This is a genomic window from Porphyromonas sp. (assembly GCF_030529325.1).
Classification (GTDB): domain Bacteria; phylum Bacteroidota; class Bacteroidia; order Bacteroidales; family Porphyromonadaceae; genus Porphyromonas_A.
Map to the genome: position 1 here is coordinate 35,794 of NZ_JAUMXC010000011.1, position 15,763 is coordinate 51,556.

At 46.1% G+C, this 15,763-nt stretch carries 16 protein-coding genes; 8 read left to right on the forward strand and 8 right to left on the reverse strand.

Annotated elements, in window-relative coordinates:
• Both Q4A14_RS03135 and Q4A14_RS03140 read left to right on the forward strand, forming a co-directional pair.
• Complete coding sequence (locus Q4A14_RS03135; protein ID WP_303169894.1) at window positions 1–1,590, forward strand: cytochrome ubiquinol oxidase subunit I; 1,590 nt, start codon at window positions 1–3, stop codon at window positions 1,588–1,590.
• 45 nt (window positions 1,591–1,635) lie between these two features.
• A complete protein-coding gene (locus Q4A14_RS03140) occupies window positions 1,636–2,796 on the forward strand; it encodes a cytochrome d ubiquinol oxidase subunit II (protein WP_303169870.1) in 1,161 nt (386 codons plus the stop codon).
• A 466-nt stretch (window positions 2,797–3,262) separates the two neighbouring features.
• On the opposite strand, the gene dnaJ is transcribed toward Q4A14_RS03140, so the two are convergent.
• The 6 genes from dnaJ to Q4A14_RS03170 all read right to left on the reverse strand — a co-directional run bounded on the left by dnaJ (window position 3,263) and on the right by Q4A14_RS03170 (window position 8,168).
• Window positions 3,263–4,432, reverse strand: coding sequence for a molecular chaperone DnaJ (dnaJ, locus tag Q4A14_RS03145; protein WP_303169871.1), 1,170 nt, complete (start codon window positions 4,430–4,432; stop codon window positions 3,263–3,265).
• Window positions 4,433–4,451: 19 nt separating this feature from the next.
• Window positions 4,452–5,024, reverse strand: coding sequence for a nucleotide exchange factor GrpE (locus Q4A14_RS03150; protein WP_303169872.1), 573 nt, complete (start codon window positions 5,022–5,024; stop codon window positions 4,452–4,454).
• 178 nt (window positions 5,025–5,202) lie between these two features.
• The gene (locus Q4A14_RS03155; RefSeq protein ID WP_368492353.1) at window positions 5,203–5,625 is read right to left on the reverse strand and encodes a hypothetical protein; all 423 of its coding nucleotides are present in this window, start codon (window positions 5,623–5,625) and stop codon (window positions 5,203–5,205) included.
• 35 nt (window positions 5,626–5,660) lie between these two features.
• On the reverse strand, window positions 5,661–6,692 hold the full coding sequence (locus Q4A14_RS03160; protein ID WP_303169875.1) for a hypothetical protein: 1,032 nt from the start codon (window positions 6,690–6,692) through the stop codon (window positions 5,661–5,663).
• 30 nt (window positions 6,693–6,722) lie between these two features.
• Window positions 6,723–7,787: a hypothetical protein gene (locus Q4A14_RS03165; RefSeq protein ID WP_303169877.1), complete on the reverse strand. Its 1,065-nt coding sequence runs from the start codon at window positions 7,785–7,787 to the stop codon at window positions 6,723–6,725.
• A gap of 201 nt (window positions 7,788–7,988) precedes the next feature.
• Window positions 7,989–8,168 (reverse strand): hypothetical protein, encoded by a 180-nt coding sequence (locus Q4A14_RS03170; protein WP_303169879.1) that lies wholly within the window; start codon window positions 8,166–8,168, stop codon window positions 7,989–7,991.
• Between the two features lie 32 nt (window positions 8,169–8,200).
• On the opposite strand from Q4A14_RS03170, the gene Q4A14_RS03175 reads away from it, so the two are divergent.
• From Q4A14_RS03175 to Q4A14_RS03200, 6 genes are all read left to right on the forward strand, one after another.
• Window positions 8,201–8,392: a hypothetical protein gene (locus tag Q4A14_RS03175; RefSeq protein ID WP_303169880.1), complete on the forward strand. Its 192-nt coding sequence runs from the start codon at window positions 8,201–8,203 to the stop codon at window positions 8,390–8,392.
• Window positions 8,393–8,635: 243 nt separating this feature from the next.
• Window positions 8,636–9,001 (forward strand): hypothetical protein, encoded by a 366-nt coding sequence (locus tag Q4A14_RS03180; RefSeq protein WP_303169882.1) that lies wholly within the window; start codon window positions 8,636–8,638, stop codon window positions 8,999–9,001.
• Window positions 9,002–9,007: 6 nt separating this feature from the next.
• The gene (locus Q4A14_RS03185; protein ID WP_303169884.1) at window positions 9,008–9,664 is read left to right on the forward strand and encodes a hypothetical protein; all 657 of its coding nucleotides are present in this window, start codon (window positions 9,008–9,010) and stop codon (window positions 9,662–9,664) included.
• A 197-nt stretch (window positions 9,665–9,861) separates the two neighbouring features.
• Window positions 9,862–10,827, forward strand: coding sequence for a type I pantothenate kinase (gene coaA, locus Q4A14_RS03190; protein WP_303169885.1), 966 nt, complete (start codon window positions 9,862–9,864; stop codon window positions 10,825–10,827).
• Window positions 10,828–11,178: 351 nt separating this feature from the next.
• Window positions 11,179–11,886 (forward strand): hypothetical protein, encoded by a 708-nt coding sequence (locus tag Q4A14_RS03195; RefSeq protein WP_303169887.1) that lies wholly within the window; start codon window positions 11,179–11,181, stop codon window positions 11,884–11,886.
• On the forward strand, window positions 11,883–12,161 hold the full coding sequence (locus Q4A14_RS03200) for a hypothetical protein (RefSeq protein ID WP_303169889.1): 279 nt from the start codon (window positions 11,883–11,885) through the stop codon (window positions 12,159–12,161). Before Q4A14_RS03195 ends, Q4A14_RS03200 begins: the two co-directional genes overlap by 4 nt.
• Window positions 12,162–12,304: 143 nt before the next feature.
• Here the strand turns inward: Q4A14_RS03200 and Q4A14_RS03205 are convergent, their stop codons facing one another.
• Both Q4A14_RS03205 and Q4A14_RS03210 read right to left on the reverse strand, forming a co-directional pair.
• Window positions 12,305–13,855, reverse strand: a complete 1,551-nt coding sequence (locus Q4A14_RS03205) for a fimbrillin family protein (protein WP_303169891.1) — start codon at window positions 13,853–13,855, stop codon at window positions 12,305–12,307.
• A 29-nt stretch (window positions 13,856–13,884) separates the two neighbouring features.
• Window positions 13,885–15,492: a DNA/RNA non-specific endonuclease gene (locus tag Q4A14_RS03210; RefSeq protein WP_303169892.1), complete on the reverse strand. Its 1,608-nt coding sequence runs from the start codon at window positions 15,490–15,492 to the stop codon at window positions 13,885–13,887.
• Between the last annotated feature and the right edge of the window lie 271 nt (window positions 15,493–15,763).

The window sequence follows — 15,763 nt, forward strand, 5'->3', positions numbered from 1 at the left end:
ATTATGTTTTTAATCGACAACACTCTCATCGATTGGTCGAGAGCCCAGTTTGCACTGACAGCGATGTACCACTGGCTGTTTGTGCCCCTCACGCTGGGTCTGGGTATCATTATGTCATTGGCTGAAACAAAGTACTACCGCACAGATGATCCATTCTGGAAAGCTACTGCGATGTTTTGGCAAAAGATCTTCGGTATCAACTTTGCCATCGGGGTTGCCACAGGGCTTATACTTGAGTTCCAGTTCGGGACCAACTGGTCCAACTACTCGATGTTTGTCGGAGATATCTTTGGGGCCCCCCTCGCCATCGAAGGTATCCTTGCGTTCTTTATGGAAGCGACATTCATCGCAGTCATGTTCTTCGGATGGGATAGGGTCTCCAAGAGATTTCACCTTGCTTCGACATGGCTGACGATCATCGGAGCTACCCTCTCGGCATGGTGGATCCTCGTTGCCAACGCATGGATGCAGTATCCTGCGGGTATGGACTTCAATCCTGATACGCTTCGCAATGAGATGAGCGACTTCATGGCTGTGGCATTTTCTCCTGTCGCTATCGTGAAGTTTTTCCACACTGTGATATCTTCCTGGGTACTTGGTTCTTGCTTCGTCATCGGCGTAAGTGCTTGGTATCTCCTCAAGAAGCGTCAGCAGAGATTTGCCATCGAAAGCATCAAGATCTCTGCCATGCTCGGTCTCGTGTCTATCATCATCACGATCTTTACCGGACACCACAGTGCAAGCCAGGTGGCTAATCACCAGCCAATGAAGCTTGCCGCGATGGAAAACCTCTATGTCGGTCACAATGGTGTGGGACTCAGTACAGTGGGTGTGATTAATCCTGCCAAGAAGCACTACGCAGACGAAAAGGATCCATACATCTTCTCCATCGATGCTCCGGGAGCTTTGTCGTTCCTTGCATTCAATGACTTCGACGCTTATGTACCCGGTATCAAGGACATCATCGATGGTGGTTATATACAGCCTGACGGTAGCGTGGCCCTCTCTGCTGACGAAAAGATCAACAGAGGTAAGATTGCCATTACCGCTCTCGGAGAGTACCGCAGGGCTAAGAAAGCCGGCGATGAAGAACGTGCTCAACTCGAGCTCCAGACCCTCAAGGAAAACTTCCCATACTTCGGCTACGGTTATATCAAGGATAAGACCGATCTCATCCCCAATGTGACTATCCTTTACTACAGCTTCCGCATCATGGTGGGACTCGGTATGCTGTTTGTATTGCTCTTCATCTGGGCAATCTGGCGCACACGTAAGGGTAGCAACCTCATCTCAAAAGACCGCTGGTACCACTATGTGGCGATCGCATGTATCCCACTGGCATACATCGCATCACAGGCAGGTTGGGTCGTTGCAGAAGTGGGTCGCCAGCCATGGACGATACAGGATATCCTCCCTGTCAATGCTGCTATCTCCAACCTCTCGCCAAGCTCTGTCATGGTGACATTCTTGCTCTTCCTCGTCCTCTTTACAGCATTGCTCATCGCAGAGATCAGCATCATGCTCAAGGCCATCAAGCAAGGCCCCAATATCGATAAGGACGGAAAGGCGATCGAAAATGCAGGTCACTAAGTCACCAAGTTAGTTCATACACATAGAAAAGAAATACAATAAAATATGGAAACATACTTAGCATTACAACACTACTGGTGGTTCTTGGTCTCTCTGCTCGGAGCTCTTCTCGTGTTTCTCCTCTTTGTACAGGGTGGACAGTCGTTTATCTTTACCCTCGGACTCGATCCGGAAGATCGTCGCATGATGGTCAACTCGGCGGGTCGTAAGTGGGAATATACGTTCACCACTCTTGTGACGTTCGGAGGTGCATTCTTTGCATCCTTCCCATATTTCTATGCCGTAAGTTTCAGTGGAGCATATTGGGTGTGGATGTTGATTCTCTTCTGCTTTGTCATCCAAGCCATCTCTTTTGAGTACCAAAATAAAAAGGGTAATGTCTGGGGATCAAAGACCTATCAGGTCTTCCTGCTTATCAACGGTGTCCTCGGTCCGATCCTCCTTGGTACAGCTGTCGCAACTCTCTTCACGGGAGGTAACTTCGTCCTCAACAGGGATGCGATGGTGATGTTTGAGGGGAATACCACTATGAGTTCGTGGGTGCCTTTCCATGGGATCCAACTTCACGGTCTTGAGGCTGTCCTCAACCCATGGAACGTCGTGCTCGGTCTTGCGGTCTTCTTCCTTTCAAGAGTGAGCGGGCTCCTTTACTTCGTGAACAATATCATCGAACCTTCTTTGCAGGAAAAGGCGAGAAAGAACATCCTCCCCAACGCGGTGTTGTTCCTCATCTTCTTCCTTCTTTTCCTTGGCTTCCTCCTCACTACATCGGGTTATGCCTATGACCCCCAAACGGGAGTTGTGAGCCTTGAGAAGTACAAGTTCCTCAACAACCTCATCGCAATGCCTTACCTCATAGCCTCTCTCCTCATCGGAGTTGTGTTGGTGCTCTACGGCATGGGCAAGAGTATCTTTGTGAAGAACTTCAACAAGGGTATATGGTATCACGGTGTGGGTGTCGTACTTACAGTGCTTACGCTCTTGCTCCTCGCAGGATGGAACAACACTTGCTACTATCCATCTGTGGCAGATCCTCAAAGTTCGCTCACGATAGAAAACAGCTCTTCATCTCCGTTTACTCTCAAGGTTATGAGCTTCGTGTCTATCCTCATTCCGTTCGTCCTTGCATACATATTCTATGCTTGGAGACAGCTCGACTTCCATAAGATCAACAAGAAGGAAATCAACAAGGGAGTCAACTATTGATATTCTCACAAATGAGATACTACCTTGGGGCTATCGCTGACCGATCCCCAAGGCTCAGATAAAAAGTCGCCCCGGGTGTCCCTCTTCTGAGGAAACACCCGGGGCGACTTTTTGTATGCGCTGCGCTTGTCAGGCAACTTCACCTATGAAATGTTTTCCGGTGAAATAATTTGCCTACGAGATATCTTCAGTGCATTATGCATCTTAACGCTCATGGGGTATAAAAACATCATCCTGCTGTACCGGACAAATCCAGAGTGCAGCAGGACGACGTATAAAAAAAGAAGGTTGTCTCACGACAACCAATCTTTCGTTGTTAACCTTAAATCTAATACCATGAAAAACACATCACAAAGATAGTACTTTTCCCCTCTCCTTCCAAATCTTTTGGGAATCAGAGTGGAATATTTTTAAATATTTAACAAGCCTGATTCTTTGTTTTTGCTTTGATTGCATTGGTTCTTAGTTAGTTGCGCTCAAATTTTGCGCGTTGTGCTTTGATGAAGTCTGCTTGATCTTCTTCTGTCGGGATGAATGCTTTGTGATCGTTCATTGACTCAACATACTTGCGATCCTCTGCCGATAGCTTGGTGGGGATGTGTACATTGACGGAAATGAGTTGATCTCCGGAGGAGTACCCTCTGAGCATTGGCAGACCTTTCCCTCTCAGGCGCAATATCTTGCCGGGTTGTGTCCCCGGTTCGATGGTGATTTTGACTTTTCCATCAAGGGTAGGGACTTCTACCTTGTCCCCAAGGATTGCGGTTGATAGTGGGAGGAGGAGGGTGTATAGGACATCATTACCATGTCTGATGAACTGTGTGTCCTGTATTTCCTCGATGAGGACAAGGAGGTCTCCGTTGGGTCCTCCGTTAGGTCCTGCATTTCCCTTGTCAGACACGCTTAGCGTCATGCCACCACTGACTCCTGCGGGAATAGAGAATGAGATGACCTCTTCTCCGTTTTCGAGTCCTGTGCCTGCGCATTTGTGACACTTTTTGGTGATCATCTTCCCGGTTCCGCTACATGTAGGACACTCTGACTGTGTCTGTATCTGCCCCATGAAGGTGTTTTGGACCCTTGTAACTACTCCTGATCCGTTACATGTGGTACATGTGGATATGTCTGAAGGGCTTTCGGCTCCCGAGCCATCACAGTGACTGCAGCAGACTTTCTTTTTGACTTTGATTTTCTTGTCAAGACCGGTTTGGATTTCACGCAGTGTCATCTTTACTGTAACACGGATATCACTCCCGGGTCTTACCACACGACCTCCACGACCAAATCCTCCGAAGCCGCCAAATCCACCACCAAAGCTGCTACCGAAGTGTCCACCGAAAAGGTCTCCGAACTGTGAGAAAATGTCTTCCATAGACATCCCCCCACCGAATCCGCCTCCGGCAGCTCCTCCGACACCCTGGTGACCGAACCTGTCGTACGAAGCTCTCTTCTGTGGATCGCTAAGTACCTCGTAAGCTTCTGCAGCTTCCTTGAACTTCTCTTCGGCCTCCTTATCTCCTGGATTTTTGTCCGGGTGATACTTGATTGCCGTTTTTCTGTATGCTTTTTTTATCTCCTCATCTGTCGCCGTCTTGGAGACACCGAGGACTTCATAATAATCTCTTTTTTCTGCCATCTTACCCAGCCCTGTATTTTTAATTGCCTACAATCACCATAGGGTGTACTATTACCTTATCGTTGAGGTAGTAGCCCTTTTTGACACATTCGATGATCTTACCTTTTTGTTCGGGTGTTGGAGCGACGGTCATAGCCACGGCTTCGTATTTTTCAGAGTCAAAGTCTTCTCCTACTGTGGGGATTTCTTTTACTCCATGGTTGCCCATTGTTGTTTCAAACTTGGTGCGAATGAGCTTAACCCCTTCTTTGACACCATCCATATCCGTAGCACTGTCGATATTGTCGATAGCAAGGTCAAGGTCATCCCAGATGTCGAGAAAGCTCTTGATGACTCTCTCTCCTCCGGACTTGATCAAGTCCGACTTTTCCTTGAGGGTGCGCTTTCTGAAGTTGTCGTATTCGGCCATGAGACGGAGGTATGAGTCTTTGAGTTCATCGTACTGCTGTTGCAGAGACGTCATTTCGTCAGTCTCTCCTGCCTCTTTGTCTGTTTCCTCTGTATCAGCAGAGCACTCAGGGCTTTCCTTTTCCAATTCTTCCTGGTTCTCTGCGAACTCCTTATGCTCATTCTCGTTAGTGTTTGCTTTCATCTCTATATTATATAATATGTTGTAATACAAAAAGATAATACACCGATACAGTTTGTTTTTGTACCGGCATTCAGACTCATCGTCACTATATTGTATGCAAATAGTCTGCCAAAGGTGACAATCTCACTAGGGATGCCACCTTTGGCAGACTATATCAATCGATCAACTTCCGTACGTCTTAGTGGGAAGGTTTTGGAGAAGCGGGAGTCCTTCCTGCCTCGAGGATCGGAAGGTTGGTCTCCGTAGGGATGTAGATGACCGTTTTGTCATTGAGATTACCCTGCTGGCGCACCCAAAGGTATTGGATATAAGTCGGTGTGAGGCTGCCGTTTTCGATGCGGATAGCTTCAGCTGCTCCCTTGGCACGTTCGATTTCTGCCTGAGCATTGAGTTTTTCCGCCTCAAGGTTGGCTTTAGCCTCCTCGATCTTTATTTTTCTGGTCTGTTCGGCTTGCATGAGTTCGGCACGACCGTTCATCTCAGCTCTCCACACGTTGTAGACGGGCAGCCCGAACATGAGGACGAGGATCGCCCCTATAGCCAACAACACAAGTACAATTACTCCTTTTGCTCCGATAGTAGAATTTTGACTCATTTTTATCTGTGCTTTTTTATTTTGTTATAAGTGATGATTTCTTAACTGTGGTACTCTATGCTCCTTACCTCTCTGTAAGACTCGATCAAGTCATTGGTTTTAGGGTCAATGCGGAAGATAGAGAATGTCACGATATTTCCCTCTGCGTCATACTCATAAGTTGTGCGTTCGTACGCAATGCCATCTTCTCTGTACCACTCGCTCACTGTTTTCATCCCCTTGTCGTCGTATAGGGTCTTCTGAGACTTTACTCCATCGACTATAGCGATGGCTTCTGCTCTTTTGCCCTCACTGTTGTAAGTGTATTCAAAGACGGTCACGACAGGTTGTGCGTCAGGTTTGTGAAGGATCTCTTTAGCTATGTCTCCGTTGTCGTTGTACTCGATGTCTTTGGTATAGATATCATCCACAAGCGACATCTTGTCTATCTGTATGGGACGCTTTTGGTCGTCAAACTTTGCTCTGATGTGGGTTGTGACGTCTCCTGCGGTATTGAGTTCTTCACCATAGGGTGCTGAGTATACCTTTTTCTCTACAAAGCAATCGTTCTTGTCATAACCATAGTGGATCACAGTCTGTATTGTCGCCTCTACTTTCGGCATCGAAGAGTAAGAGATGATAGAGTCTTTGTCGTTGTACTCCATGGTGCGTACCTCAACCAATGTAGAGTCCCCACGGTACACCTTGTACAAGTCTATGCGAGTACAGTTTCCTCTCTTGTCATAAGAGTGGAAGGCATGCATCTTGATGTCTCTGTACAGTTCCACGATCTCAGATACTTTACCATTCTCTCCATAGTTGCAAGTCTTATTGACATTGCCCAAGCCGATGGAAGACATCAAGCGTCCGCTTTCATCAAACCGGATGTTGCTGGTCTTGCTTAGAGCCAATCCCTCACCGGCACGTTTGTCGGGAGTGTATTCTTCGATTTTGACGGTCTTCACTTTGCCGTGGTAGCCCATCTTTTCGACATCATTGGTTCGGTTCCCTTTCGATTGGGATGTCTGCTGTGTCTGACATGCAGAGAGCACCATCCCTATTATCAAGGAGCAAAAAAATACTGTTTTTTTCATACCATATAGTTTCATTAGTTATCAATTATATCATTGTTCAGTCTTTACATCATCATCGTAGTACTCGATCCGGATATCCCAAAATGCATCACATTTCCTATCCTGCCAGTCCCATGGGCCATGGTAGACCTTTATACTGCTCATGTTGTTGTAGTCATCATACTCATACAGGCAAAGCTCGTTAAGTATGCCGCCCTCGTCATAGTATCTGCGTTCGCTCAATAGCCCATGTTCGTTATAAGTCAGCTGCTGTACCAGGATTCCATCCTTGTGTATACTTTTGGAAGCTCTTTTCCCTTCGGGGCTGTATGTGTATTCTTCTATCGTTTCATGTGTCTCTGCCGGAGTTACCTCCAGCTTTTTGTACTCTATGATCTTGCTTTTGTTGTCCAGCTTGTAGGTCATAGAGACAGACTCCGCACCTCCCTTATTTTCCTTTTCTTCTATCAAATGTCCCGCTTCATCATAGATGTATCGGTGCAGGACAGATGGACTTCTCTGCGGATCGGGGATTTCATTCAGTGCCAACTCATACTTTTTAGTCGAAGAACAATGTCCCATCGCGTCGTACTCGTAGCACTCATGCATTTTGGTGGAGTTGCCCTCATGCCTGATCTCCTTCGTCACCAGCAAGTTTTTGTCATCATGGGTCATCTCTGTGACCGTTACGCGCAAAGTATCCGCTACGACGATCTTGAAGTCTGTCATCCTGACACAATTGCCACACCCATCATAGTTATATGCCGTGAGGATCGTGTCTTTGAGGTCTTCGGTCACTTTGCACATGATGAGAGCTCCTCTCTCATCTCCGATGTATGAGTATTCTTGGGAATAGCCCTCGTCTTCATCATTCTTATATCTCATGAGCATCCGACCTTCTTTGTCAAACTCGTACGAATACCCTCCTCTATGTACGTAGCTGCCCATGACCTTTTGGTACTCTCCGGCGACGTAGCTTTTTATCTTACCGTGGTAGCCCAGTCTTTTTGCATCATTGGTCTTCTTGACCACGAAGACGACATCACGTTTGGGTGTCCCACACCCGCATATGAGGATTCCCAGCAGTAGTCCGGCCAATCCCAATACTCTATTCATTGCTTAAATCTCTATTTATGCCAAAATAAGGAAGAGCCTTTGTGCACCCACCTCCGTTAAAGTGCCTAATAAACCTATTAATGTGTAGGAAAGTCCCTACGCCCAATTTGTTAGCACAAAAGTAAGGAGAACTTGACAAAACCACAAACAATATTTTTTCAATGTTATAAATTACCACCCCGACGGCGTCCTCTACAAGGGTTATGACGGGAATGGAGAATTAGCTTCCAAAGCTGTTGTGACCGACATGCCGGGGCTTGATCCTACGATTGCTTTCACTGCCGATGCCTCAGGAGAGTTCAGGAGCCCGATAGAAATGCTGCCATTCAGAGAGAATCCGGCTTTTAGTGCTCCTTTTGTAAAGTTCTCCTGACATCTCATGGGAGACTATCCCGGATTATCTCCAGTACAAAGTGCGTCCGAGGTTTGGGAATTATGGCGTTGGTTATCGCATCTCAGACCCTGCCAATCCCAACTCTTTTGTCTTGGCTGCTCAAGGACATAAGATTACCGTTTATTTGAATGTGGATCAAGAGTATGGGTTCTATGCCATCCAAAGGTCTGTGGTAGATTCCGATCTCGTCTTGGATAAGAGTCTCCTTTGAGATGGGCAACGCAACTACTATGCCTTTGACTTTGATATGGGCAAGCACATTGGTATCATCAGGCTCCGATCATCCTTGAAGTCCCACCGGCACAAAACTTACCCAAGATCAAGAGTCTCACGCTTCATAAAAAGAAAACATATCCTGACGGTACGATAGGTTTTTGAACGCATCACAGGAGAACTCGATACAAGCACTATCAAGGCTGATGCACTCTTCCCACAGACAAAGAGGATGGTCACTGTGAAGCCCGAACACACAACAATTTTGTATCCCCCATATACCGTCGAGGAGGCAAAGGCAAAAACCGAGTTTTTTGTTGTGGCAAGTATCGGTGATAATAAGTACGCAGACTCATCCGAAAGACATCCGACTCTCGGCAATCCTACGTTTGAGCTCAAGGATGTGAAACTTGGTTCAAAGCTCACCGTGACATTCTTGTGGTATCCTACCTCGGGTCAGAGTGGTCCATTGTCTTGGAATGGCTTGGACAATATTCATCGTGAGTTGGTAGAAGATCCTGCCGACTCAGGTCAGTACAAACTCAAGCTGAATCCGGCATACGATGGCAAAGTAACACCTGTGAAAGTAACATATAGTGAGGATTGATAAGGTATGAAAAAGATAATATTATATACGGTCGCTTCTCTACTTTTGCTCATGGGTCAACTCTCTGCACAGTGTCGGACTAAGGGAGCATGGGAGTTTTCTATCGGGTCCAATGCCCTCGGCCTATCTCGTCTCAAGATCCTTGACGCATCCAAGCCGGATCATCACTATTTGATCTCCGCAGACAGGAAAGAAGTGTTGTTTGGTGTAGACATGTCTATCGGTCGAGAAATCGGGACACACCGAGCTGTAGTGCTGAGTCAGTCTTTGAGTGAAGCCTCTGAGTGGGTAGCTCTCACCAATATCGGAGCTCAGTACAGATTCGGCACCTATTTTCGTAGATATGCACCCATAGATCCGTATTTGACTGTCGGGGTCGGATATATGTACAATGGATTTGCGAAACCTCTCGAAAAGATTACGATAGAGGGCAAAGATATTGACTACGAGATATCCAACCAAAGCGACAAAAAGTACCTCGTGCCTATTTATGCCGGAGGTGGTCTCAATACGTGGCTCAATGACAGATGGGGTCTCAATCTCGAAGGTGGATATCAAGGGCTCCAACACATGAATGTCCACGGCCTTTGGTATCTCCGCGCAGGTGTCAAGATGCGTATAGGCGGAACGCAAATACCCTCGGATGAGCTGTTGCCCTTGTAAGTGACAATATCACCCTTCGTTGTGTCATACCTCAGAAGAGGAGGTTGGTTGCCTTCCCTATAAACACTCGGCGCAGTGCTTCATTTCAACTAAAACTCTTACATTTGTAACGCCTTAGGTATGACTACCGTGTGCCTCGGCGGACAACTAACCCTACTAATCAACAATATAGGCGAAGAGACCTTCCCCATACAAACGTGACAAAGAAACTCCCCCCACTTTATCCTGCGACTTTTTCACCCTTTCAGAGCTTTACACGCAAGGAGTGGAGCCTGCTTGATGATCATCCGGATTTCCCGTTCAAGGATATCAACCTGAAAAATCTTCAAGGGCTCAACGAACCCCTCACCTTTGACGAGATACAGGATGTGTATCTCCCTCTTTGCCGTCTTTTGCAGATACACATCACACATCATAGACGTCTGCATGGAGAGTACGATACCTTTTTTCATCGACGTGGAGTCAAGATCCCTTATGTCATAGGTATCGCAGGGAGTGTTGCGGTAGGCAAGAGTACCACGGCAAGGGTATTGCGCAAACTACTGTCCATGAACCCCGCCACCCCTCACGTGGATCTCATCACCACGGACGGCTACCTCTATCCCAACGCAGAACTCGATGCTCGTGGCATCCTCAATCGCAAGGGCTTTCCGGAGAGCTATGATGCTGTGCGCTTGTTGAGCTTCCTTTCCGCTGTCAAGAGTGGTCGTCGTGAGCTCGAGTCTCCGATATACTCTCACTTGTATTATGATGTGATCCCCGATGAGGTTCAGATCGTGGACAACCCCGACATCCTTATTGTGGAAGGGATCAATGTCTTGCAGGTGCAGACGACACCGGGAAAGGCTAAGCGTCAGGTCTTTGTCTCCGACTTCTTCGACTTCAGTATCTATGTGGATGCGGATATTTCCGACATCCGTGAGTGGTACATAGCGAGGTTCTTGAAGTTGCAACGTACGGCATTCCAAGATCCGGACTCATTCTTTACGAGGTATGCCAATTTGTCGGAGGAAGAGGCTAAAGCGATGGCGAATAGTATTTGGGAGGAGATCAATCTCGTCAATCTTGAGCAGAACATACAGCCTACGCGTTTTCGTTCCGATCTCATCCTCGAGAAAGGGCACAATCACTCCGTGCGTGGAGTCCGGGTGCGTAAGGTCTGAAAAAAGGTTGTCTAATTTGATGCAGCACGTTGTCTAACTTCATTTGTCAAGTTAGACAACCTTTTTTCGCCATGTCACAGCCACCAAATACCGCAAATGAGGTAAAAAAGCTCCATTATTTCTTTTTATTCTGTCAAATAAGCCTCCTATATAAAGAAATAAGGGTATATTTAAAAACAGACAGTCTGAGGAAAAAGATTGTTGTTGTCAATTTTAGAAAATCGTATTGTTGAATTATGGGATCGTTCGTGAACTGATCACTTCGATTTACCTACCCCTGTCTTAGGAGTATCAGGCAATTTGGGGAGATAATGTTTTCGATAGATCCTTCACCGATAAATCGCAACAAAGATGAAACGCTTCTTAGTTTTTTTCCTGCTTTTGGCGCTGGCATCATGCGCATCAATACCAAAAGAAACCGTGACCCTATCGAAAATGGTAGGAAATGATCTGCAAGCTCTGCACGACTCTCACCGCAACACCATCAAGATGTATTACTCCAAGATAGAGGAAAACATAAATACCTTTATAGAAGATGTCTATGCGCCCTATATCATTCACTATGTCTTGAAAATAGAGCTGGACAAGTATAAAGAGGGAGAGGAGTCCCTATATGGAGCTATAGTAAATGCCGGAAAATCGGACGAAAAAGAGGTAACCGAAGAGGCTCTGAACGTCATGCTCGAGTTTACAGAAGCGGCCAACGAACAGATAGCGGCCAAAAAGAAAGAACTCCTCACGCCCATATTGAGACAGGAAAAGGAAGTCTTGGCGACGATAGATCGTTCTTACAGAAATGCCATCTATGCCAATGCAACTCTCACAGCCTACCTTGAGTCCAACAGAGCACTGAAAGAGACCCAGAGCAAAGCCCTTTCCGTCGTAGGACTCGAAGGACTGGACAATACTGTCACGAATAGGCTGATCGAACTTTCCGATTTTATCGACTTGGCAATCAAAAAAGGCAATGAGATAGACATCAAAAGTGACAAGGCTCAAAAGCAGATCGAAGAGATAGTAAACAAGATGAAGGAACTGACAAATAAAATAAAGAAATGAACCGATTCAAAAATTCATTTAGCGAAGCAGACCTCGCGTTCAGTCGTCAGAGCTCAAGAGCGTTGAGACAACTGAAAGGCTTATCAGCAGCCGAACTCGCCCAAATCCTGCCCAAAACGACCGATGAAGAGGTCTATAAAAAGCTGATAGAGGTAGTAGAGGAGGCAGCGAGAAAAAACATAAAACAGGCCGAACTGATCACCAAAATCAAGGACCTCGGAGACCTCGCAATCAAACTCGCACAAAAAGTCCCCGCCCTCGCCTGCTTGTTCTGAAAAGAACACACTGAGAGGAATATTTTATCTTCTGACTAATAGTGGTATAATATCCTTTTTTACTCAATCCTACAGAAAACTTAAAAACGGAGTAGTGCAGTCATTAGATTGCACTGCTCCGTTTTAGATATTCGGATGCGACCTTATTCCACTGTTATATGGTCTATAAAGACATCATAATTAGCCTCCTTACCATACCTGATTGAAAAGAAAGAACCTGATTTCGCAATATTAGTCGCTATATCCCCAATATTTAGAGTCACTTTAACCCACTGGTTATTTGTGTCAATAGCTCCCGCATAAGAGGCAGATCCAGAAGAGGTCAACTCTTTGTCGGAAGAAATCGCTCCTAAATTAAAAGATTTATATTTAGCCCCCCCTTCTAAATAAAGAAAGATAGAGAAAGACTTACTTGAGTGTCCCTTCATGAAGAAGGTTATTCTTCTTTTACCCTCAAAAGACTTGTCTGTATGAGTAGCAGTAAAGAGTGCTTCATTATTAGTTGTTTTATCTGTATTGATTTGGAGGGCTTTCTGTCCCATCTTTCCACCATCCATAATTTTCCCAAAAGGCTTTAGTGGGTGTTTGGGATCCAATGAGGCATTGAACACCTCTTCATCCTCAAAGTCTGATCCTGCGAAAAGAAGTTCAGCATTACCCGGAGTTGGAGCAGGAGTAGAGTCGCCACCACCTTGATCACCTGAATCTCCACCTCCTTGGTCACCTGAGTCACCGTTGCCGGAACCACCATTATCCGGGTCTGTAGGAGAAGAACCACCGCTTTGATCTTCTTTAGGTTTTAGTGTACCACCTTCGATATTTTCTTCGGTCCAGTCTGTGATTGTTGAGCCAAAGATGGTTTTGATCTCAGCTTCTTCCCCAACAGCCAAAGTATAGCCATACTTCTTACCTTTTTCAAGGGTACGGACTTCCGACTGCCATGTGTATTCCTTGCCTCCAAGAGTGACAGAGAGTGTTCCCTCTTCGATCTTTGTTCCAGGTAGAAGAACCATAGATATCATCACTTGAGTGTCACTTACCTTTTGGACGTTAAGGATCATCTTCTCTTTGGTCTCTCCAAGAGTTAGCAGCCCATTCGAAAGATTAAAGTCTGCGGCAGTCACCAAACCTTCGAAACTTGCAGAAGGTTCTTCAAAACTGACCACAGCACCAGGCATTGCAGAAAGTTTCAAAGTGACAAAAGACAACTCATGATTGAAGATCAAGTTCACGTTAGGATTAGCCTTTGTGTACGACTTAGCACTATTGCTGTAAATGAGATCCAACGCTGCCGGATTTGACTGATCTTTTACATTGATCTTATAGATGCCGTTAGCAAGACCCTCTTGGTAAGGGTAGTAAGCCACAAAGTCAAGGGCGCTACCGTCCTTTGGGAAGATGATAGGGCTACCTGCTTCCGTGAACACACCATCGGTATTTGAAGTGTATTTCACATTGGCGTAATTATTGTAGATATCTGTTGTGAGGTTGGTCTTTCCGGTATTCAAAGCGTAGATACCCAAAGCATCACCGGTGTTCCACTTGTTGTTTTCTACACGAAGATCATTGATCTTTGATGCAAAATGAACCTTTGTGTCAGGTAAAGTCGGCTCTTCCCCATGCTGCTTTTTGTCGCAAGCAGTCAACGCCATCGCCCCCATCAGGACCCAAGCGAGAATTTTAATTTTGTTCATAAGTCTTAGGTTTTATGTAAGTTAATTGATTAGTTTGCTTTTACTCTGAGCCAAGCGTCCAAGTCTTTACGCCTTTTGGCTTCCGGATCCGATACCGAAGGGAAGAGTGTAAATCCTGTTACCCTTTCGAGCTCTTCTATCGTCACGGTGGATTTCAAATAGAGATTACCTGTCGATGGTGTATTTTTTATCTTGAATGCTATACATGCAGGAGCTCCGTTCTTGGGCTTCTTCATCAGCGCCTTATAGAAGTAGTCAGGCACAGCAGAGCGCTTCCTATCCTTATCGAGCGTATAGGTCTTGGTTTCCTTTTCAAAAGTAACACCCGTAACGATGTAGACTGTATCTCCATAAGACTGTACCCATGAGCGGACAGCCTCCTCAAGCAATCGCCATGACTGTCTGTTGAATGTCCCGGACTGAGGTGCCATGTTGGTAAAATAAAACGTCATAGCATTCTCTGTATAGCTTTTCGTCCTGTCTCCGCTGGGCATCAAGTGGCCACGGTCAAGTTCACCGACACCTTCGGCAGCTTCGTAAGACCTCTTCAGATTGGGTTGCAGTTCAGGATCGATTGCCGGATCATACTGCCATGCATTTGTCCTGTCCTGTTTCCCCATATGAGTCGGATGTAGAGGATGAGCCACCCAATAAGGCACTCTCAACACCTTGTCGTACAACACCATGAAGTTGCGAGGACCGAAGTTATCGGCACGTACCATCCACTTTTTGTTCATGAAGTGAAGCACCTTGATACTGTTGGGAGCTGCACCACCTGCGGTATAGACCGGCACTTCTTCGTACTCACTTCGTTGGGTGGTAATAATCTGTCCTCCCTCTATCTTGAGGTTGAATCGATAACTGATCCCTGCACGAAGTTCTCTGTCAAGGATCCACTCATAAACCTTTCCTCCCACCATGATGTCGGCTTTGGTACCGCTCTCTGATGTAGGAAAGAGGATGATGGTGACATCAACACCGTTCTCCACAGAGGTCACACGAGCCTCGATGTCGGCAGTCTTGGTTTTATCGAGAGATAGGGCTCCACTTTTGATGTTAAAAGAAGCTGCACTCACGATACCTTTGAACACTGCAGAAGCATAAGGTATCGTTGCTCCCTCTTGGGTAGGAGATATATGCAGGATGACCTTGGAGAGCTGACGCTTGAAGACAAGTGTATTCTCGGCAGGAGTGGCTTTGGCGACATTCCGAAGATTGTCGCTATACATGAAATCCTCTTGTTTGGTGAGATCAAGGGGAACATCAAGGCCCGTAAACTCCCTATACGGATAATAGGCAAAGAAGTCAAACTTCCGATCTCCCTCGGGATACTCGATGCGCCTCCCGACAGGCGAAAAATAACCGTTGCCACCCGTCACAAACTCACGATTGCGGATATCCGCAGCCGTTGTCTCTGTGCCGGCATCGTAGCCAAAGATACCTATCCGATCGTCTATATCGAATGCAGCGCCCGTAGCTCTGAGGATATCATCACCGTCTACCGAAGATCCGAAAGAAATGTAGGAGGGGAGTTGTGTCACGCCCTGATCGAAGGACTCCTTACAGCCCGACAAAAGGACTGCGAACACCAATAGAAGAGAGCTTAGTCTCTGAGGGGTCATCAAACTTTTTCGCATTGCTTAATCCTCTGATGTACACTCCCTTTCAGAAGTGATTTTAGTATGATTTTAAATTAGATTGATTGTTTCTCTGTGGGCGCAAACTTAGATAAAAGTTTTTATATACTCAAAGAAAACAATTTACCTTAACAATTCTAAACAGATGCGCCGAAAACAAAAAAATAGCGCAGCCCCCGGTATGATACCGAGGGCTGCGCCTTGTGATAGTGACCACGACAGGATTCAAACCTGTAACCTTCTGATCCGTAGTCAGATGCTCTATTCAGTT